At 37.9% G+C, this 18,501-nt stretch carries 20 protein-coding genes; 15 read left to right on the forward strand and 5 right to left on the reverse strand.

The window, feature by feature from the left end:
• Window positions 1-70: 70 nt before the first annotated feature.
• The 7 genes from FVB32_RS04140 (at window position 71) to FVB32_RS04170 (ending at window position 5,531) form a co-directional block, all read left to right on the forward strand.
• On the forward strand, window positions 71-1,168 hold the full coding sequence (locus tag FVB32_RS04140; protein ID WP_147741452.1) for a DNA helicase PriA: 1,098 nt from the start codon (window positions 71-73) through the stop codon (window positions 1,166-1,168).
• A gap of 15 nt (window positions 1,169-1,183) precedes the next feature.
• Complete coding sequence (locus FVB32_RS04145) at window positions 1,184-1,690, forward strand: hypothetical protein (protein ID WP_147741454.1); 507 nt, start codon at window positions 1,184-1,186, stop codon at window positions 1,688-1,690.
• A gap of 40 nt (window positions 1,691-1,730) precedes the next feature.
• Window positions 1,731-2,495 (forward strand): LytR/AlgR family response regulator transcription factor, encoded by a 765-nt coding sequence (locus FVB32_RS04150; RefSeq protein ID WP_147741456.1) that lies wholly within the window; start codon window positions 1,731-1,733, stop codon window positions 2,493-2,495.
• Between the two features lie 95 nt (window positions 2,496-2,590).
• On the forward strand, window positions 2,591-3,055 hold the full coding sequence (locus tag FVB32_RS04155; protein ID WP_147741458.1) for a nuclear transport factor 2 family protein: 465 nt from the start codon (window positions 2,591-2,593) through the stop codon (window positions 3,053-3,055).
• A gap of 134 nt (window positions 3,056-3,189) precedes the next feature.
• Window positions 3,190-4,137, forward strand: coding sequence for an SMP-30/gluconolactonase/LRE family protein (locus FVB32_RS04160; protein ID WP_147741460.1), 948 nt, complete (start codon window positions 3,190-3,192; stop codon window positions 4,135-4,137).
• A gap of 16 nt (window positions 4,138-4,153) precedes the next feature.
• Window positions 4,154-4,573: a hypothetical protein gene (locus tag FVB32_RS04165; protein ID WP_147741462.1), complete on the forward strand. Its 420-nt coding sequence runs from the start codon at window positions 4,154-4,156 to the stop codon at window positions 4,571-4,573.
• Window positions 4,566-5,531: a TolB-like translocation protein gene (locus tag FVB32_RS04170; protein WP_187269492.1), complete on the forward strand. Its 966-nt coding sequence runs from the start codon at window positions 4,566-4,568 to the stop codon at window positions 5,529-5,531. The genes FVB32_RS04165 and FVB32_RS04170 overlap by 8 nt, the downstream gene beginning before the upstream one ends.
• Window positions 5,532-5,533: 2 nt before the next feature.
• Here FVB32_RS04170 and FVB32_RS04175 read toward each other — a convergent pair whose 3' ends face one another.
• Window positions 5,534-6,568, reverse strand: coding sequence for a lactonase family protein (locus FVB32_RS04175; RefSeq protein WP_246139825.1), 1,035 nt, complete (start codon window positions 6,566-6,568; stop codon window positions 5,534-5,536).
• 148 nt (window positions 6,569-6,716) lie between these two features.
• On the opposite strand from FVB32_RS04175, the gene FVB32_RS04180 reads away from it, so the two are divergent.
• From FVB32_RS04180 to FVB32_RS04190, 3 genes are all read left to right on the forward strand, one after another.
• Window positions 6,717-7,730, forward strand: a complete 1,014-nt coding sequence (locus tag FVB32_RS04180; protein WP_147741468.1) for a helix-turn-helix domain-containing protein — start codon at window positions 6,717-6,719, stop codon at window positions 7,728-7,730.
• Window positions 7,731-7,807: 77 nt separating this feature from the next.
• Entirely contained in the window at window positions 7,808-8,956 is a 1,149-nt protein-coding gene (locus FVB32_RS04185) for a PQQ-dependent sugar dehydrogenase (protein WP_147741470.1), read from the forward strand.
• Window positions 8,957-8,983: 27 nt separating this feature from the next.
• Window positions 8,984-9,409: a nuclear transport factor 2 family protein gene (locus FVB32_RS04190; protein WP_147741472.1), complete on the forward strand. Its 426-nt coding sequence runs from the start codon at window positions 8,984-8,986 to the stop codon at window positions 9,407-9,409.
• Window positions 9,410-9,415: 6 nt separating this feature from the next.
• Here FVB32_RS04190 and FVB32_RS04195 read toward each other — a convergent pair whose 3' ends face one another.
• Window positions 9,416-10,801 (reverse strand): MATE family efflux transporter, encoded by a 1,386-nt coding sequence (locus FVB32_RS04195; RefSeq protein WP_147741474.1) that lies wholly within the window; start codon window positions 10,799-10,801, stop codon window positions 9,416-9,418.
• Window positions 10,802-11,833, reverse strand: a complete 1,032-nt coding sequence (gene hemH / locus FVB32_RS04200) for a ferrochelatase (protein WP_147741476.1) — start codon at window positions 11,831-11,833, stop codon at window positions 10,802-10,804.
• Between the two features lie 134 nt (window positions 11,834-11,967).
• Between hemH and FVB32_RS04205 the strand changes: the two genes are divergently transcribed.
• Window positions 11,968-12,816, forward strand: coding sequence for an N-acetylmuramoyl-L-alanine amidase-like domain-containing protein (locus FVB32_RS04205; RefSeq protein ID WP_147741478.1), 849 nt, complete (start codon window positions 11,968-11,970; stop codon window positions 12,814-12,816).
• Here FVB32_RS04205 and FVB32_RS04210 read toward each other — a convergent pair.
• Window positions 12,802-13,557, reverse strand: a complete 756-nt coding sequence (locus FVB32_RS04210; RefSeq protein ID WP_147741480.1) for a ThuA domain-containing protein — start codon at window positions 13,555-13,557, stop codon at window positions 12,802-12,804. The two genes, FVB32_RS04205 and FVB32_RS04210, sit on opposite strands and share 15 nt — an antisense overlap.
• 12 nt (window positions 13,558-13,569) lie before the next feature.
• Window positions 13,570-14,448: a helix-turn-helix transcriptional regulator gene (locus FVB32_RS04215; protein ID WP_147741482.1), complete on the reverse strand. Its 879-nt coding sequence runs from the start codon at window positions 14,446-14,448 to the stop codon at window positions 13,570-13,572.
• A gap of 210 nt (window positions 14,449-14,658) precedes the next feature.
• Between FVB32_RS04215 and hemA the strand changes: the two genes are divergently transcribed.
• From hemA to hemE, 4 genes are read left to right on the forward strand one after another with little or no spacing between them, the layout of a single operon-like run.
• Window positions 14,659-15,915, forward strand: a complete 1,257-nt coding sequence (hemA, locus tag FVB32_RS04220; RefSeq protein ID WP_147741484.1) for a glutamyl-tRNA reductase — start codon at window positions 14,659-14,661, stop codon at window positions 15,913-15,915.
• Entirely contained in the window at window positions 15,912-16,838 is a 927-nt protein-coding gene (hemC, locus tag FVB32_RS04225; RefSeq protein ID WP_147741486.1) for a hydroxymethylbilane synthase, read from the forward strand. The genes hemA and hemC overlap by 4 nt, the downstream gene beginning before the upstream one ends.
• Window positions 16,816-17,481, forward strand: a complete 666-nt coding sequence (locus FVB32_RS04230; protein WP_147741488.1) for a uroporphyrinogen-III synthase — start codon at window positions 16,816-16,818, stop codon at window positions 17,479-17,481. Before hemC ends, FVB32_RS04230 begins: the two co-directional genes overlap by 23 nt.
• On the forward strand, window positions 17,474-18,499 hold the full coding sequence (gene hemE, locus FVB32_RS04235) for a uroporphyrinogen decarboxylase (protein ID WP_147741490.1): 1,026 nt from the start codon (window positions 17,474-17,476) through the stop codon (window positions 18,497-18,499). Before FVB32_RS04230 ends, hemE begins: the two co-directional genes overlap by 8 nt.
• Window positions 18,500-18,501: the final 2 nt, after the last annotated feature.

Below are 18,501 nucleotides of genomic sequence, written 5' to 3' on the forward strand. Positions count from 1 at the left end.
TTGGGAAATCCCAAGAATGTAACAGCACTGAGATTTCTCACTTTACTCGAAATGACACTTTACTGGATTGATGCCTGTAGAACCTAATATCCAAAAAACAGAACTTAAAAAGCCCTGCGCCAATTGTGGCGCAGAGCTCAAATACAAACCTGGCACAACAAATATAAGTTGCGAGTATTGTGGGCATGAGGAATCCATCAATATAGATGAAAATGGCTTTACAGAGTTAGAGCTATATCCTTATCTCAAAGAAATGGGTGCCCAAAAGCACAGTGAGGAAATTTCAATGCTCCATTGCAAAAACTGTGGTGCAAATCAACATGTAGAAGAAAATTACAAATCATTGCACTGCGTTTATTGTAGTATGCCTTTGGTGATAGAAGATGCATACAAAGAGGATTGGATTCTTCCTGGTGCAGTGCTACCTTTTCAAATTGAAAAACAACAATCCTTTCTCATTTTTCAAAAATGGGTGAACAAGTTATGGTGGGCTCCCAACAAACTCAAAAAGGCATCTTTGGACCCTCAATTTACCAAGGGGTTATATTTGCCATATTGGACTTTTGATGCACTACTTTCTGCCTCCTATACTGGGCAACGTGGGGAATATTATTATGAAACACAGCGCTATAGGGACAGTAATGGTAAAACACAAACAAGGCGTGTTCGTAAAACGCGATGGTATCCAGCTTCTGGAAAGGTTTCGGGCTTTGTAGACGACACCTTAATCAAGGCTTCCAAACAACGTTCTGGGAGAATTCCAAGCCAGATTGCACACTGGAATTTGAAAAAACTTCAGCCTTTTGATAGCGGTTTTCTTTCAGGTTTTGTGACGGAAAAATATACCATCCCGCTACAACAAGGACATCTCTCTGCAAAAGGAGAGGCAAAACAAATTGCCGAGCGTTGGTGCAGACAAGATATTGGTGGCGACACACAACGCGTGAACAGCATGAATATGAGTTTAGCTGAAGAAACTTTTAAGCATATTCTACTTCCGGTTTATGTAAGTGCATATAGGTACAAAGGCAAAGAATATAATTTCTACATCAATGGGGAGAATGGTCAAATCTCTGGAACAAGGCCTTATAGTTTTTGGAAAATCTTCTTAACTATTGTTTTTGCGCTTATATTGATTTCTCTTTTTGTATATTTTGTCAAAGGTTAATCAAAATTCTTAGTCATGAAAAAAACACTTCTGCTTTTACTAATCATCGTTTTTACCTCATGTGTAAAACAACAACCTCCTTCAAATGATTGGCAAGTTGTTTTAAAAACAGATAGAGATGGTAGTATCCTTAAAGGATCAAAACAAGATTTAATGAATGCCATTAGAAATGGGCAGGATTTGAAAATTGGGTGGGGAAGCAAGAGAACGGATTTATCTATCGAGCATCTTTCCGTTCCAATCTGGTTAGCGATTCTAAGTGAAAAAGAAGTTATGGCCCATTTGGACCCTCAAGTATTATCAAATATTGATTGGGATAGCCTTAACGTGAATTATATGGACTCGGATAAATTGCAACAGGAATGGCGTGTGGTGCTAAGCACAAAAAGTAATTTTGACGCAGTCTGGTATGACAAAAAAGCGGATACCCTAATTAGAAGGTGGCCCCAAAAACACATTATGACCTGGTTTGTTAAAGGTCCCGTGGACAAAAACGCCCCTCCTTTGTTTAACAAATCTTAAAGTCTTGGTATCCTTCTATTAGAATTATTACTTTTAGAAGGTGTCAAAACGTATCTCATTAATATCTCTTTTTGTACTACTGAACATGGGCATTGGCCGTATGTTTCAGGAAAGTTTGGGCATGGCCTGTTTTTCGGAGCTTTCTATTCTTGCCATCACCAGCTTCATTTTTTGGAATACTTCTGTAAAACAAATAAAAAAATGGGGCAAAAAATGGGCAATATCCTCATCAGGGAATAATGTATTGATTCAAGGAGGGTTGGGTTTATCCGCCTCGGCTTTAAATATTATTGTTGGTCAGGTTCTCGTTGTGTTTTTAATGACCACGGTTTACCAATGTACTTCTCCTAGTTTTAATATGTTAAATGCAAGTCTTACCAACAACATAGCGGTAAACTTACTTTGTTATTTTTTAATACTTTTTTTCTTGGTCGACCCCAAAAAAGAGGAAGCTACCTCCCTTTCCCAAAATGAAGCTATTGAAAACGATTCCCGTGTTTCCGTTTCCAAAAAAGGATTTCAATTTTTGCTCAGCCCCAAAGAGATCATCTATGTGGAAACCAGCAATAATTGCATTGTCTTGCATACAGAAAAAGGGAAATTTGTAAAGTACCAAAGCCTAAAATCATTTTCTGAAGGACTCTGTCCAAAAACCTTTAAACGTGTTCACCGCTCCTATCTTGTGAATTCAGATTTAATAGCGCATATTCAAAAAAACCATAATGGAGATGGGGTGCTTCATTTAAAAACTGGAGATGGTATCAAGTTTAGCAGAACATACCTCAATACTATTGCCAATATATAAGAATCTTTTCGACTCACCCCCTTTTTACCGCGACTCACATAGTTATTTTATACTTTCTTCAAGCAAGTAACCATCTTTGCAAAAATCAATTAAAGATGAGAATATCCCTCCCTCTTTTTGTTTTGTTAATTGCCTTTGGCTGCCAAACAAATCCAAAAGAAGATACCACTGAAAGTATCATTACATCGAATGACCAAAAAATTCTAAGGAACCTAAAAGAAATTCAATGGCCCAAAGCATATCGAGAACAGGATACTGTTTTGCTTGATAATATTTTAGGGGATGATTTTCAAATGGTAGATGCCGATGGCAATTGGTCCAACAAAAACAAGGAGCTCGAGTGGATCAAAGAACATGCCATGCAACATGATTCTTTCTATTATGAAATTAAGCGTCTGGACATTTTGGATAATGGTACGGCTATGATTTGTGGTACTGGGCACATTTTAAACGATTCCACGGAGACTATATATCAGTCCAGCAACGTGCTGATCAAACGCAATGGAGCATGGAAAGCCATTGCCTCTCATGTATCAGGAATCAAGAAATTAGATGAGTAAGCTTTTATGAATATTTAGGCTGAAGAAAAGCATAAAGGAAACCATCAAAGGCACCAAAAGTGAAGCCTTGTTTTAACAAAAGTTTAAAATTTAAGCTTAAATTATATAGTAATTTGGGAGAAACAATCAATCAAATGAAAACAATCAAATGGGTTTTGTTTTTATTATCGTTTTCGCTTCTAGCCCAAGTTCCAGATAGTCCCGTAAAGCTCACTTTTGAAAAAGACCTTATTCCAGAGGGGATTGCTGTAGATCTGCGTTCAGGAAAACTCTTCATCAACAGCCTTAAACATAATAAAATCGTTCAAAGCAACATAGATGGCAGTAATGCAAAAGATTTTATTCAAAGTAATGAGCATGGTTATTTGGCTGGCTTTGGAATGACCATAAAAGGCAATATTTTATATGCCCTCGGCAACAGCCTTCCAAAAGAAAATAACAAGTCCATCCTTCTTTTATTGGATATCACTTCAGGAGATTTAATCAAATCTTATCCTTTGAACGATGCCGAATTTATCTATCTAAATGATATTGCCGTAGGTACTCAAGGGAAAGTATTTATAACAGATTCCGAGACCAACAATATTTATACGATTAATAAATCGATTGACAATTTAGAAGTGTTTTATTCAAACGATGAAATCAAACACTCCAATGGAATTGCCATATCAAATGACGATAGGTATCTCTATTTTGCTTCCTATACCAGTGGAATTCGCATATTGGATATTGCCGCCAAAAAGTTGGTCAATCAACCCAACAACCATAAGGGAATTGATGGGATGAAATTCCATGACAACAGTTTGATTACTATCGTCAACTCAAGAAGAGATGTGTCTGAAAATGGGGTTTATAAATTTCATTTAGACAAAAAAAAGACCAATATTGTTCAACAGCAAAAATTGATGGCCTTTAGGCGCCCTTCGGACATTCCCACCACTTTTGACTTAGTTAATAACAGCATCTATTTTATAGCCGATTCTCAAATGGATATGCTCAATCAGCAAACCAATGAGATTATTGATGTCTCAAATTTGGAAAATTACCAATTGATCATTCGAAAACTTGAATCAGCAGATTGAATTTAAATTCTTCTCCATGAAATCGAAAACCATTTTTTATAGCGTATTCCTTTTGATACTGTCCATACAATTTTCAATAGCACAAAACCAGAAAAAAAACACGGTCATATCAAAAAATTACTGTACTGAAATAGGGCGTTTTGATTTGCTTATTGATAATGACGAAGTGGCCGGGTCTTACCTATTGATTCATAAAAATGCGCTAGGAGGAGTATGGGGTAGATTAAAAGATAATGTTATGACTGGCAGATGGCATGATGCCGATGGAAAGGGAGATATCATCATCACTTTCAACAACAACTTTTCCTTTTTTACCGCAGATTACCGCAGCGATGATGTCCCAGAAAAATGGTACAAAGACTCCTGGCATGGGTCCTTGAGACCTAACGAAAATGCTTCTTTTGAATTCAACAATAAAACCTATACCTGTGAATAGTTTAAAAGTTATCTCGATTCTTTTCATCATTCTAATTTTAGGGTGCAAGAAGCAGGCAGAACCTGTGGAGAAAATGCAAAATCAGAAATACTCAGGTCCTTTTTTTGGTATTGAACCGACTACAACACCTCAACTTCTGGCACCAGAACTTTTGGCATCACCCTCAACAGAGTACAACGGCACCTTCTCGCCCGACGGAACTGAATTTTATTATACTACGGATATGCCCACCAATGCCTATATCACATTTACTAAAATGATGGAAGATAGCACTTGGAGTCAGCCAAGAATAGCATCTTTCTCTGGTGAATTTTCGGATTACGACCCACTTTTTTCTCCTGATGGAAATCGTATTTATTTTAGTTCAAGCAGACCTAAGGGGGACAATGAAAACAGCAAAATCTGGTATGTGAAACGGACAGATGCTGGGTGGGGCAATCCCATCCGTATAATCTTAACTGGTGAAGAGGATAATGAATATTATAGCTCGTTGACCCACTCTGGAACTTTATATTTTAATATTTGGTCCAAAGGGGATATTTACAAAGCCATTCCCAACAATACTGATTATACTGTTGAGGCTTTATCAGATGTCATCAACTCAGGAGAAAATAAGGGCGATCCTTTTATCGACCCCAATGAAGAATATTTAATTTTTAGAGGTTATGATGACAGCTTGGGCAGAGGGGATCTATATATCAGTTTCAATTTAGATGGCGAGTGGACTACACCCGAAAATTTGGGTGAGCCCATCAATTCGTCAGAACACGAGATGTGCCCTTGGGTAAGTCAAGATGGAAAACTATTTGTTTTTGCGAGCGGAAGATTAGAGGAACCCATTAATGTAAAAGCTTTGGACCCAGTTAAAAGAATAAATGGAACGCATAACAATGGGCAATTGAACTTATACTATATGTCAGCTGATTTTATTCAAAAAATGAAGGAAAAGCACCTTTAAAATCAATTCAAAAATTCCAAGCAAACCGGGCTTGGCAATGCTATTTCATTAAGAAATTCCAAAGTTCCTTGTTCAACATCCCGCTTAAAGACGGTAATGTTATCGCTTCTTTGGTTAGCGACCAATAAAAAATTTCCGGAAGGGTCCATACTAAAATTACGTGGCCAATTGCCTCGAACCCCTTCCCTTCCAACCAACATTAACTCACCTGTATTACGGTCCACAGTAAAAATTACAATAGTATTTTCTCCTCTATTTGATCCATATAAAAACCTTCCATCTTCAGACAGGTGGATGTCTGCACAGGCCCTTTCCCCTTCATAATCTGATGCTAAGGTTTCCACGGTTTGAATATCATGATACTCTCCTCTATAGTCTCGTTCAAGCACTGTAATAGTGGCATTCAATTCATTGATTACGTACAGCATTTTGTCCTCCTTACCAAAAACAAAATGACGCGGCCCTGAACCATTAGGTTGATCAATTGAAGCTTGCGGGGCAGGAACATATTCACCTCCCTGCAATTGATACCTTTTGATAGCGTCCAATCCCAAATCCGAGGTAAAAAGGCCTCCTCTTCTAAATTGGGCCATATGCGCATGGGCAGTTTTAGTGGTATCCAAAACCTTATGATCTAGTATTTGTCTGTTTGTCCCCAATTCCCCATCAGCACCCAAGCTAAATATAGCTAGATTTCCTCCTGTATAATTAGAAACGGCCAATTGCCCGTTATCTGATAAAGATACATGACATGGATGTGCGCCAGCGGTACCCATGCTGTTTTGTAATTCCAATAGTCCATCTTTTAGTTTAAAGGCGGTAACTCCTCCTCCCAAACTATCAAAATCAGCAGTCTCCTGTACTGCATAAATGTTGTTTTTGTCTTTAGAAATTTTTAGGAAAGAAGGGTTTGGCAATGCAGCAGCCAAAGCTTTATCCGTCAAGTTTCCTGTAGCAGCATCAAAGGTGAATTTATAAATGCCTTCGCTAGCACCATCTGTATATGTCCCAACAAATAGGGAATAGGTTTTTGCCATTTCTTTTTTTTCTGAACAACCTAATGTGCATACCAACACACTTAAAATCAAATATAAAAATCTCATTGTCTGGGTGGTCTTTTGCTAAAAATAACAACTTAATATGATATCTGAATTTACTTTCCCACTATCTTTTTAATTTTGAAACATGACAAAAGATTCCATCTTATTGGTTCTGAGTTGTTTGGGCATAGTTCAGGCGCTGTTTCTTGCTGTATATCTTTTTACTTTGAAAAGAGGAGAAAGAAAAGCCAACATTTTTTTGGCCTTTGTAATTTTAGGATTGACCATTAGGGTGGGAAAATCAGTACTCAATGTCTATCTGGATCTAGACCCTTGGCAACGTAATTTGGGGCTTTCTGGGATTTTGCTTACCGGACCTTTCTTATGGCTTTATGGAAGAGTACTGCTTGCAGAACGCAAAGAAATTCTACCCAAAAACTATTGGCATATACTTCCTTTTATATTGATGGCCATTGGCTGTTTTTTTATCCCCAACGATGGCAGCGTACTCGCTTATGGAATCTATATTTTGGTGTTTGTTCATTTAGCCATCTATATTGGTTTATCCTTCCGTATAATTTATATATATGGAGCAAAAGTGCATCCGCAGCGATTAAGTTGGTATAGAAATCTTTCTATAGGGGTGGCGTTAATATGGTCTTTTTACATGGGACATCTTGCGGGAATTTTTTCGTTTTATATTGGAGGTGCCGTTTTCTTTTCACTACTAATTTATATCTTTTCCTTCCTGTTTTTGAAGAAACATGCCTTCAGATTGGGGAAATACAACACTTCAACCCTAGATAAAAATATGTCTGGGCAGCTGATAGCAAGCATAAGAAATCTCTTCGCAAAGGAAGAAGTCTTTCTAGATCACTCCATTTCACTGGAAACTATTGCTGAAAGACTACAAGTTACACCTAGAAATTTGTCCCAGGCCATCAATGAAAATGAACAGAAGAATTTTTCGGATTTTGTAAATGGTTATCGCATTGAAAAAGCCAAGAAAATGCTGTCCAATAAGGAGCAAAGAAAAGAAAAAATAGTAGCCATTGCCTACGATTGTGGTTTTGGCAATGTCACTTCGTTTAATATTGCCTTTAAAGCAAAAACACAATTGACTCCTTCACAATACCGAAAAAAAACTAGTGCTATTTAGGTTTTTCGTTTTAAGAAACATGTTTTTTAAAGGTTTTGTTCTTGGGTTTTTCATCATTTGTTCTAAAGTTTCAAACGATGAAAAAAGTCACTCTTGGTTTATTGATCCTTTTTATAGGATGTGGGCAGCATAAAACCAATACCTCTGTAATCAATTTACCTAGTAAGCATGTTATAATGGATGGCTTAAACCATCCGTGGAGTATTTCATTCTTGTCCAATACTGAGGCCTTGGTCTCAGAAAAAGATGGTAATCTGCTGCGCATCAATCTAGATACTAAAGAAAAGTATATCATCAAGGGATTTCCATCTGATCTTACAGATAGTATTAGAGCTGTTCATTTTGGTGATAACTCTGGGATTTTTGAGGTCTTGATTGACCAAGATGAAAAGGAAAAACCATGGGTCTATCTTTCCTATGCTGCCAAAAAAGCGGGACTGGGCACCACCACAAAAGTTATACGGGCTAGGCTGGAAAATGATTCGCTTTACGATCATGAAACGCTTTTGGTTGCAGAGCCTTTTACTAAGGAATATTTTCATTATGGTGGAGGGATGACTTTTGGCCCAGACGGGAAACTGTATATTACCATAGGGGAACGCCTATTTTGGGAAAAAGATGAACCTGAGATTCCCATCGCTCAAGATGTATCTGATAAACGTGGGAAAATATATAGAATCAATCCCGATGGAACAATTCCTTTGGACAATCCTGATTTTGGAGTTGATGCAGTGCCTGGATTGTATGCTTTAGGCATCAGAGCCGCCCAAGGAATCACGGTGCAACCGGAAACGGGAAAAATATGGTTTAGTGAGCACGGAACCCTACAAGGTGATGAATTAAACATTTTAAAAGCAGGTGCAAATTACGGATGGCCCAATGTTACTTCTGGAAAACTTAGAAGCTCCGATTATACTCCGCCAAAAATTGATGGCGCAACCTTCACCCCTCCTACATGGTTTTGGCACCATACGGTAGCTCCCACTGGACTCACTTTTTATACAGGGGATGAATTCCCAGGGTGGAAAAACAATCTCCTTGTTCCCGGCTTATCTCGGGGAAGTCTTTGGCGGTTTCACATTGAAGTTGAAACCATAAAGAGTGCCGAAGAGCTTTTTTTGGATGACCGCGTACGCATCCGTAAAGTTAGACAAGGACCAAAGGGAAGGTTATTCATCCTTACGGATGAAGACAACGGAAAATTAATTCAAATCAAGAATCAATAACTCATCAATTTTAAAAATTCAACAAGCATGAAAAGACACTTCTCTACTTTCTTATTTTTGTTATGCACTCTTTTTATTACTGCACAAGAGGAAGAAGACGCCATCAGGAAAACGTTGCAGAATTATATAGATGGATCTTCCTATAACAACCCAGAACTTATACAGTCCGCTTTTTATGAAGAGGCTGATTTGTTTTTATCTAAAAAAGACCAAGAATTATGGATTTTATCACCGGAAGAATACGGTAAATTGTTTGAAAATAGAAAAAAAGGGGAGTTCAATGGCAGAATAGGTAACATCTTAATGATTGATTTTGAAAATAATATTGCTTGTGCCAAAGCGGAGATTCTTATCCCAAGTAGGGATTTGAAGTTTATAGATATCTTTCTTTTGAAAAAAATAGGGGATACATGGAAAATCATCAGTAAAGCTGCCACTGCAATATCAGATTAAATGATTCTACATGGCTTGGTTCAACCGTGTCTTTATTTCTTTTCTAAGGTAAAATCCAGTTACAATAGTAGCCAGGATATCCGCAATAGGAAATGAAAGCCAAACGCCAAGTTCTCCTAAAAAAGTAGGCAAAATCAAAACAAGTGGGATAAAGAAAAACCCTTGCCTTGTTAGTGTTAATAATAAAGCAGGGATTGCTTTTCCTACCGCCTGAAAATAAGCTGCACCAATTAATTGCAGCGCAATAATGGGTGTTGCTGCAAAAACCAATCGCATGGCCATGGGTGCATGATCTAGTACAAAAGCATTGGTGACCAGTTCCTCAGACGGTAAATCGGATCTATTACTTAAAAACAAGGAAGTTATGGCCTCGGGAAAAACCATTAATCCAATAAATACGATTGTGGCGACCAAGGCTGCATATTTAATGGCAGTGTAAATGGATGCCTTAACCCGATCATATTTAAGTGCTCCGTAGTTGAAGCCTGCAATGGGCAAAAATCCTTGGGTGACTCCAAAAACAGGGAAAAGTGCAAACATCAACATCCTACCGATGATGGCATATACGGCAACCATGGCCTCCCCTCCTAAATTGAATAAAATATTATTCATCAATAGATAAGTAATACTGGTTACGGCTTGTCTGGCCAAGGTTACAAATCCCAAGGAGCCAATTTCATTTAGGATTTCCCGATTCAGTGAAAAATCGGAAAGTCTGATTTTCAATTCTGAGTTTTTGGATAAAAAGAAGTAGAAAATATAACTGAAACATAAAAGATATCCTGCGGTTGTGGCCCAAGCTGCTCCATGCATCCCCCAATCAAACACATAAATAAAAAGGTAGTCCATTAAGAGGTTTCCAACGGAAGGGATTATCATAGCTATCATGGCAAATTTTGGCTTGCCTTCTGCTCTGATTACGGTATTGCCCATCATGCAAAGCGCCAAAAAAGGAACTCCATAAAGCACAATGGTATAGTAAATTTTAGCTGGAGTAAAGATGCTCCCTTTTCCTCCAAATGCCGGAATTAAATCGTTGACAAAATAAAGCCCCAAAGCCACCATGGATATGGTTACCAGTAGTGTAAGTGTAATTTGATTGCCAAATGTTTTAAGTGCCTTGTCTTTATCCCCTGAGCCCAATGCTCTAGAAATAATGCTAGACCCCCCAATACCAATTGCCATTCCAAGGGCAGCAATAAAAAAGGAAACGGGCAGCACTACGTTAATAGCGGCTATAGCGATAGATCCAATCCAATTTCCTACGAAAATGGAATCCACCAAAACATTCAGGGACATCACCAGAATACCAATGGATGCAGGTACGGCTTGTTTGATCAGCAATTTGCCAATAGGTTCTACGCCTAATTGTCCTGATGATACTTTTGCCATTTAGGTTGGCAAAATTTCCTTGGTTTGCCAATCATTGACCCATTTGCCCATAAGCTCAACCCAGGCATCGTCGTCATTTAAGCAGGGGACATGAATGTAAGATTCTCCACCAGCTTCCATAAATTGATGTTTTCCTTCCATCGCTATTTCTTCCAAAGTCTCTAAACAATCTGAAACAAATGCAGGCGTAATTACCGCTAATTTTGTTTTTCCCTCTTTGGCCAATCGTTCAAATTCGAAGTCGGTAAATGGTTTTAACCATGGGTCGTTGGGGAGTCTGGATTGAAAGGAAATGCTGGTTTTCTCTTCGGGCAATTTTAAAAAGGCTTTTACTTTTTCAGTTGTGTCAAAGCATTGGTGACGATAGCAGGTATGATGTGCCACCGAATTTGTTTGACAACAGCTTCCATCTATTTTGCAATGGAATTTTGTTGGGTCCGATTTTCTAATATGACGTTCCGGTATCCCGTGATACGAAAACAAAACATGGTCATAATCAAATCCTTCGAGTCCTTTTTCAATACTTTTTGAAAGTACCTCGATATAATCAGGATTATTGTAAAAAGCAGGTAAGGTGGTAATATGTATTTCAGGAAAATGAGCCTTCTGAACCTCCATAGTTTTCACCACAACGGTTTCAAAAGAGCTCATGGCATATTGCGGATATAAAGGCACCAAAAGCACCTCATCCACTCCCTTATCCTTTAATTCTTGCAACGCATTTTTAATGGTCATGGAACCATATCGCATGCCAAGAGTAATAGGCATATCCGTTTGCTTCTTCACTTTTTCAGCAAAGCGTTCAGAAATCACAATTAACGGGGAGCCTTCTTCCCACCAAATCTTGGAATAGGCTTCTGCAGATTTTTTGGGTCTGGTCTGTAGAATGATGCCTCTAACAATTATATTTCGTAACCAATTTGGAACATCGATTACCCTTTCATCCATTAAAAACTCATCCAGATAAGGTTTTACGTCTTTCGCGGTAGGGCTATCGGGGGATCCCAGATTAACCAATAATACTCCTTTCATAGCAATGAAGATGGTTTGTTGTTCAATGCGATAAAAATACTACTTGAAGCTGATTTAACATTTGATTCCACCAATTTGTTTCCTTATAATTTCATAGATAATCCTAATTTAGTTTGGTAAATGTGAAACTCCTTATGATTATAAGAGCACTTATCGTATTTTTTGTTGTTTGTGCCTCTACCTTAAATGCACAAATTAGTTGTTCTCCAAAGGACTCAACTCTATTTTATTCAAAATTGGAAGCGTTCAAAGGAATTGAAGGAGGTTCGTATGGCGATTCCGTTGTGGATATCGGCAAAACCTTTTTAGATACTCCCTATGTTGAAAAAACTCTGGAAATTGGAGAGAAAGAAAACTTAGTGGTGAACTTAAGAGGATTCGACTGCACCACCTATGTGGAGAATGTTTTAGCCTTTGGTTTACTGGTCCGAAATAAGCAGACCGATTTTGACAGCTTTATTAAAAATTTAGAAACCATTCGGTATAGAAATGGAATTTTGGATGGTTATCCCTCTCGATTACATTATTTTACAGATTGGATTAGAAATAATGAAAGTAAGGGGTTGGTTAAGGATATTACCAATGATTTGGGTGGAACTGAGGTGAAAAAACCCATCAATTTTATGGGAACGCACCGTTCTCTTTATCCTTTTTTAAAAGATGACGAGAACTTTGAGAATATGTTGAAAGTTGAAAAAGAACTAGCAAAACAAAGCTTATGTATCTTACCCCAAGAGCAGATTGAAAGTTGTGAAAGTCGTATTCAATCTGGAGACATTATTGCCTTGGCCACTTCTATAAAAGGTTTAGATGTCACCCATACTGGATTTGCTATTCGCCAACCAAATGGAAGAATCCATTTACTACATGCTTCCAGTTCTGGATCTGTTAGAATAACAAAAGAACCATTAGTGGACTATTTGAGGAAAATTAAAAGCAATATCGGAATTATAGTGGCTAGGCCCGTCTTAGTTTCTCCTTAAACACCATTCGATTGCACCCAACAAATGTTGCTTAAAATCTGGCTCATCAAAAGAAGATTCGGTGTGCCCCCCACCAGTATAATAAGCTCTTCCTCCATCAAATTCGTGATACCATGCAATGGGGTGGCTGTCTCCATTGGTACCCCCTTCATAGCTCTTTTCATCCAGATCCATCAGCACGGTAACCTTGGGGTTTAAATTTTTGTAGTTATACCATTCATCACTTCGCAACCAAGTATCTTTTAAGTGTGCAGTTGAAGCGTGTTCCTTGTTTAAAACATCAATTTTAGCATCCCGGACGTTGGGGTCGTTAGGGTGACTATCAAAGTATCCACCAACCAATTTACCATACCATGCCCAATCATATTCCGTATCTGCTGCTGCATGAATTCCCATAAAACTTCCTCCATTTTTAATATAGGATTCAAATGCTTTTTGTTGCGATGGATTCAGTACATCCATAGTCGTACTCAAAAAGATAACCAGTTTATAGTTTCGTAAATTCTGATGGTTAAAATCCTCGGCTGTTTCACTTTGTAATGCAATAAATCCATTGGTTCTCCCCAGTTGCCTTAAAGTAAGTGCTCCTTTTTCAATAGATTGATGTCTATATCCATCCGTTTTGGTAAACACAAGTACCAAATCTGGCATTTTGGAATTACTGGCATTATCTTCAGCTTCTTGTGCATTGATGGTAAACACAACACACAGCGCTATAAGGGAAATTTTTATCGCGTTCATTGCAGGTTATTTTTAAACGTTTGAAGTTAAATATTTTTTAGGTGTTGTGCCATATTTCTTTTTAAAAGAAGCTATAAAATGGCTCGCAGTGCTGTAGCCGACCTTTAGTCCAACTTCATTCACATTATGACTACCTGTTTCTAGCATTTTTCGAGCATACTCCATCTTATAATCAAATAGAAAACCAAATACTGAATCTCCATATATTTGCTTAAACCCTTCCTTTAGTTTCTTAAGGCTCAATCCAATTTCCTTGGACAACTCGGCCAAGGTAGGAGGTTCGGCCATACGTGAAATCATAATCTCCTTGGCCATTTTTATTCTTCTCACGTTGTCTTCATCAGCAAGAAATGGGCATTGTTCCAAATCTGCATCTTTTGTTTTATTGAAATACAACGAAATAAGCTCATACACTTTTCCTTTTATATAGAGTTCCTTAATGGAGGGGTGAAGATTATAACTCATCAATTGACTTAATACCACAGCAATTGCAGGGGAGACGACTTCTTGAGAATAGTATTTTTTCTCCTTATTGTCCTCACTTAAAAAAGGAATATAGTCGGCCTCGCTGGAAAACAAAGAATGAAATCTTCTAATGGTCATCACTACAGACAACAACCAAGTATTGGGAAAAACACTTAGGTTTAGCGGTAGGTTTTTTTGGGTATTGTATAACAAAAGGGAGTTTTCTTCAGATACATCCAATTGATAGTGCCCCTGATTAAAATTGAATTTACTACCCCCTTTTAAACAGAAGTGAAACTGGATATAGGAGCTATCTACTTCTCGTTCCACAATCCTTGTTTCCTCTGTATCGTTCTGAATTTTAAGGATATAAAACCCTTCATCTATTAAAATTTCCTCGAATGAACCTTTGGCGACATTTTCCATAGCTAACCGTACTTCTTTTATTGGTAAATTTCTATTTAGAATGACTCTAAATTGAATATTGCTTTGTCAAATTTATCAATAAAAACAGTGTTTTTAAAGGTTTTTAGCGAAAAGTCCCTCTAAATATATATCGACTGACACTTATTGTTCCGCTAGCGTTATTTTTTATTTAATAGTACACTTACTTTTGTGTGGCGATTTTAATCCTTTATGAGGAGTTACAATATTTCAAAACATAGTTCTTTTTACGCCATAGGCCTAAGCTATAAAAAAGCGGACGCCGAGGTTCGAGGAAAATTTAGCTTGGATGTTCCTGCCATAGACAACATTATGGTCCAGGCCAAAGAACAAGGTATTGATGGTCTCTTGGTTATATCAACCTGTAATCGAACAGAACTCTACGGTTTTGCGCAACATCCTTTTCAGCTTATTAAAATGCTCTGCGACCAAACCCAAGGTAGCGTTGAGGAATTTCAAGAAGTGGCCTATGTGTACAAAAATCATGATGCCATTTCTCATATGTTTAAAGTTGGAACAGGATTGGACAGTCAGATTTTAGGTGATTTTGAAATCATAAGTCAGATAAAACAAGGATTTTATCGCTCCAAAAAGCACGAAATGGCCAATCCGTTTTTAGAACGTTTGTGCAATGCGGTAATACAGTCCAGCAAACGTATTAAAAATGAAACGGAATTATCCTCTGGTGCTACATCGGTGGCTTTCGCCTCGGTAAAGTATATTCTCAATACTGTTCCTGATATATCAGAAAAGAATATTTTACTTTTTGGTACTGGAAAAATAGGAAGAAATACTTGTGAAAATCTTATAAAACACTCCAACAATTCCCATATCACTCTAATTAATAGAACCCGAGAAAAAGCTGAGGCCATAGCCGGGAAATTTGAACTTACCGTTAAGGATTATGGGGATTTGCAAACCGAAATCAGAAAGACGGATATCTTGGTTGTGGCTACAGGTGCACAATTGCCAACAGTTTCCAAGGCATTGATATACTCCAAAAAGCCATTGCTCATTTTAGACCTTTCGGTTCCAAAAAATGTATCTGATGATGTGCTAGATCTAGAAAATGTTTCTTTGGTACACTTAGATCAGCTTTCCCAAATTACGGATGATACCCTGACCAAAAGAAAAGAATTTGTTCCAAAAGCGGAACAGATTATTGATCAAGTAAAGAAAGATTTCTTGAAATGGTTAGAGACACGGAAATTTGCTCCAGTTATTAATGCGCTCAAGGAGAAGCTAAAAACCATGAAAGCTGAGGAAATTGATTTTCATTCCAAAAAAATATCCGATTTTAATCAGGACCAGGCTGAAATCATTTCCGAGCGCATCATTCAAAAAATCACCAAGCAATTTGCCAATCATTTAAAAAGCGCTGAGGTAGACACTCAAGATAGCTTGGAACTTATTCAAAAAGTGTTTCAGTTAGAAATCGATTCAAAATGAGCAAAATCATAAGAATCGGAACTCGGAATAGTGAATTGGCCCTGTGGCAAGCGACTACGGTGCAGCAAAAGCTGGAGGCGCTTGGGCATGACACTACTTTAATTCCCATCAAGGCTACTGGAGACCAGGTTTTGGACAAACCCCTTTATGAATTGGGCATCACCGGGATTTTTACGAAAACTTTGGATGTCGCCATGCTAAAAGGGCAAATTGATATTGCAGTACATTCCATGAAAGACGTTCCAACACAATTGCCTGACGGAATTGTTCAAGTGGCTGTTTTAGAACGAGCTGTCACCCATGATATTTTGGTTCACAAAGGAGCAGACTTCTTAGAAAGTGATGCATCGTCAACCATTGCTACCGGCAGTTTGCGTAGAAAAGCACAATGGTTGAACAAATACCCCCATCACAAGGTCGTTGACTTAAGAGGAAATGTGAACACACGACTTTTAAAACTTATCGAAAACGATTGGCAAGGTGCCATTTTTGCCAAAGCTGGATTGGAACGAATCAAATTGCTGCCAAAAGATGCCTTATCTCTAGATTGGATGATTCCTGCTCCAGCGCAAGGTGCAATGCTTGTGGTTGCCATGGAAAAAGATGGTTTTTCTAAAGAAACACTTCAAAAACTGAATCACAAACCCTCGGAAATTGCAACTGGCATTGAACGTAATTTTCTGAGAACATTGGAAGGCGGTTGTACCGCTCCGATTGGTGCCTTAGCTGAAATAAAAGACCAAACAGTTTATTTTGATGGTGTGGTTTTTTCCTTGGATGGAAGTCAAAAAATAGAAGTAAAAAAGAGTATCCCTTTATCCAAAGCCCAAGGTTTTGGACAAGCATGTGCCAAGGAGGTGCTGGCAAATGGCGGTGACAAACTCATGGAAAGTATTAGAAATGAAAACAGTGCTCTCCACTAAAATACTAACCCCTTCTCAAAAGGAATTGTTTTTAAATTCTGGAATTGGTCTTGTCCACTATGATGCTATTTCCATCGAATTCACTAAAGTTGATATTCCACAAGATTATAAAAATTATATTTTCACTAGTAAAAATTCGGTAAAAGCATTTCTTAATTACGCTCCAAATAAGAAAATAGCCAATTACAAGGCTTTTTGTGTAGGAGAAAAGACCAGTGCTCTTTTAAGAAAAAATGCCATAAAAATCGAAAAAGCTGCTGAAAATGCTTCAGATTTGGCCAATTTCATCGTAAAAAACTATAAAAATCAAGAATTTTTGTTTTTGTCGGGAAACTTAAGAAGAGATGAATTACCTACTATTTTATTAAAAAATAACATTCGGTATAAAGAAGTAGAGGCCTACCGCACGTATTTCAATACAAGAGGATTTGATAGGACATTTGATGGCATCTTGTTTTTTAGTCCCAGCGGCATAAAGAGTTATCTAGAAGAAAATTCTATCTCAAACAGTTTTACTTTTTGTATTGGAAATACCACCGCTAACGAAGTAAAAAAACATACCAACAATATCATAATCGCCAACAAACCAACAGTAGAAAATGTGTTGGTTAAGGCAATCAATTACTTTAAAAAAAATGATTAAAAACGACTTGTTCCTTAGAGCATTGAAGGGTGAAACCGTGGATAGGCCTCCTGTATGGATGATGCGCCAAGCGGGGCGCTATCTTCCCGAGTTTATGGAGCTCAAAGCAAAATATGATTTCTTTACCCGTTGCCAAACCCCTGAGTTGGCTTCCGAAATCACGGTTCAGCCTATCAGACGTTATGGAATGGATGCTGCTATCCTGTTCAGTGATATTTTGGTGATTCCACAAGCTATGAACATTGAGGTACAAATGAAACCCAACTTTGGTCCATATCTGCCAAATCCTATAAGGACAGTTGAAGATTTAGACAGGGTTGTCGTTCCCAATATTGAAGAATCTTTGGGGTATGTTTTGGATGCTATAAACATGACCAAGGAAAAATTGCAAGACGAGATTCCACTTATTGGTTTTGCCGGATCCCCCTGGACTATCCTTTGTTATTGTGTTGAAGGTCAAGGAAGCAAAAGCTTTGATAAAGCTCGTGGATTTTGTTTTACTCAGCCCGAAGCAGCACATCAACTTCTACAAAAAATAACGGACACGACTATTGCCTATTTAAAGGCCAAAGTAAAAGCGGGTGTAAATGCTGTTCAGGTTTTCGATTCATGGGGTGGAATGCTTTCACCAGTTGATTACCAAGAATTCTCATGGAAATACATTCAACAAATCGTGGATGCCCTAAAAGAAGAAGCACCGGTAATTGTTTTTGGAAAAGGGTGCTGGTTTGCCTTAAAAGAAATGTCCCAGTCAGGAGCTTCGGCCTTAGGTGTGGATTGGACTTGCTCGGCTAGAAATGCTCGATATCTTACGGGGGGCGATATCACTTTACAAGGTAACTTTGATCCTGCACGATTGCTATCTCCGCCTGCAACAATCAAACAAATGGTTACCCAAATGATTCGTGAATTTGGAAAAGACAAATACGTAGTGAATTTAGGGCACGGTATTCTTCCGCATATTCCATTGGAAAATGCCAAAGCATTTATTGATGCTGTAAAAGAATACTCAGAGTAACT

This window comes from Flagellimonas hymeniacidonis (assembly GCF_008040165.1).
GTDB lineage: Bacteria > Bacteroidota > Bacteroidia > Flavobacteriales > Flavobacteriaceae > Flagellimonas > Flagellimonas hymeniacidonis.

Excerpts from the sequence above, each read along its gene's own strand:
- FVB32_RS04140 (WP_147741452.1), top strand. The coding sequence starts at position 71 with ATGCCTGTAGAACCTAATATCCAAAAAACAGAACTTAAAAAGCCCTGC.
- FVB32_RS04145 (WP_147741454.1), top strand. The coding sequence starts at position 1,184 with ATGAAAAAAACACTTCTGCTTTTACTAATCATCGTTTTTACCTCATGT.
- FVB32_RS04155 (WP_147741458.1), top strand. The coding sequence starts at position 2,591 with ATGAGAATATCCCTCCCTCTTTTTGTTTTGTTAATTGCCTTTGGCTGC.
- FVB32_RS04160 (WP_147741460.1), top strand. The coding sequence starts at position 3,190 with ATGAAAACAATCAAATGGGTTTTGTTTTTATTATCGTTTTCGCTTCTA.
- FVB32_RS04165 (WP_147741462.1), top strand. The coding sequence starts at position 4,154 with ATGAAATCGAAAACCATTTTTTATAGCGTATTCCTTTTGATACTGTCC.
- FVB32_RS04175 (WP_246139825.1), bottom strand. The coding sequence starts at position 6,568 with ATGGCAAAAACCTATTCCCTATTTGTTGGGACATATACAGATGGTGCT.
- FVB32_RS04180 (WP_147741468.1), top strand. The coding sequence starts at position 6,717 with ATGACAAAAGATTCCATCTTATTGGTTCTGAGTTGTTTGGGCATAGTT.
- FVB32_RS04185 (WP_147741470.1), top strand. The coding sequence starts at position 7,808 with ATGAAAAAAGTCACTCTTGGTTTATTGATCCTTTTTATAGGATGTGGG.
- FVB32_RS04190 (WP_147741472.1), top strand. The coding sequence starts at position 8,984 with ATGAAAAGACACTTCTCTACTTTCTTATTTTTGTTATGCACTCTTTTT.
- FVB32_RS04195 (WP_147741474.1), bottom strand. The coding sequence starts at position 10,801 with ATGGCAAAAGTATCATCAGGACAATTAGGCGTAGAACCTATTGGCAAA.
- hemH (WP_147741476.1), bottom strand. The coding sequence starts at position 11,833 with ATGAAAGGAGTATTATTGGTTAATCTGGGATCCCCCGATAGCCCTACC.
- FVB32_RS04205 (WP_147741478.1), top strand. The coding sequence starts at position 11,968 with ATGATTATAAGAGCACTTATCGTATTTTTTGTTGTTTGTGCCTCTACC.
- FVB32_RS04210 (WP_147741480.1), bottom strand. The coding sequence starts at position 13,557 with ATGAACGCGATAAAAATTTCCCTTATAGCGCTGTGTGTTGTGTTTACC.
- FVB32_RS04215 (WP_147741482.1), bottom strand. The coding sequence starts at position 14,448 with ATGGAAAATGTCGCCAAAGGTTCATTCGAGGAAATTTTAATAGATGAA.
- hemA (WP_147741484.1), top strand. The coding sequence starts at position 14,659 with ATGAGGAGTTACAATATTTCAAAACATAGTTCTTTTTACGCCATAGGC.
- hemC (WP_147741486.1), top strand. The coding sequence starts at position 15,912 with ATGAGCAAAATCATAAGAATCGGAACTCGGAATAGTGAATTGGCCCTG.
- FVB32_RS04230 (WP_147741488.1), top strand. The coding sequence starts at position 16,816 with ATGAAAACAGTGCTCTCCACTAAAATACTAACCCCTTCTCAAAAGGAA.
- hemE (WP_147741490.1), top strand. The coding sequence starts at position 17,474 with ATGATTAAAAACGACTTGTTCCTTAGAGCATTGAAGGGTGAAACCGTG.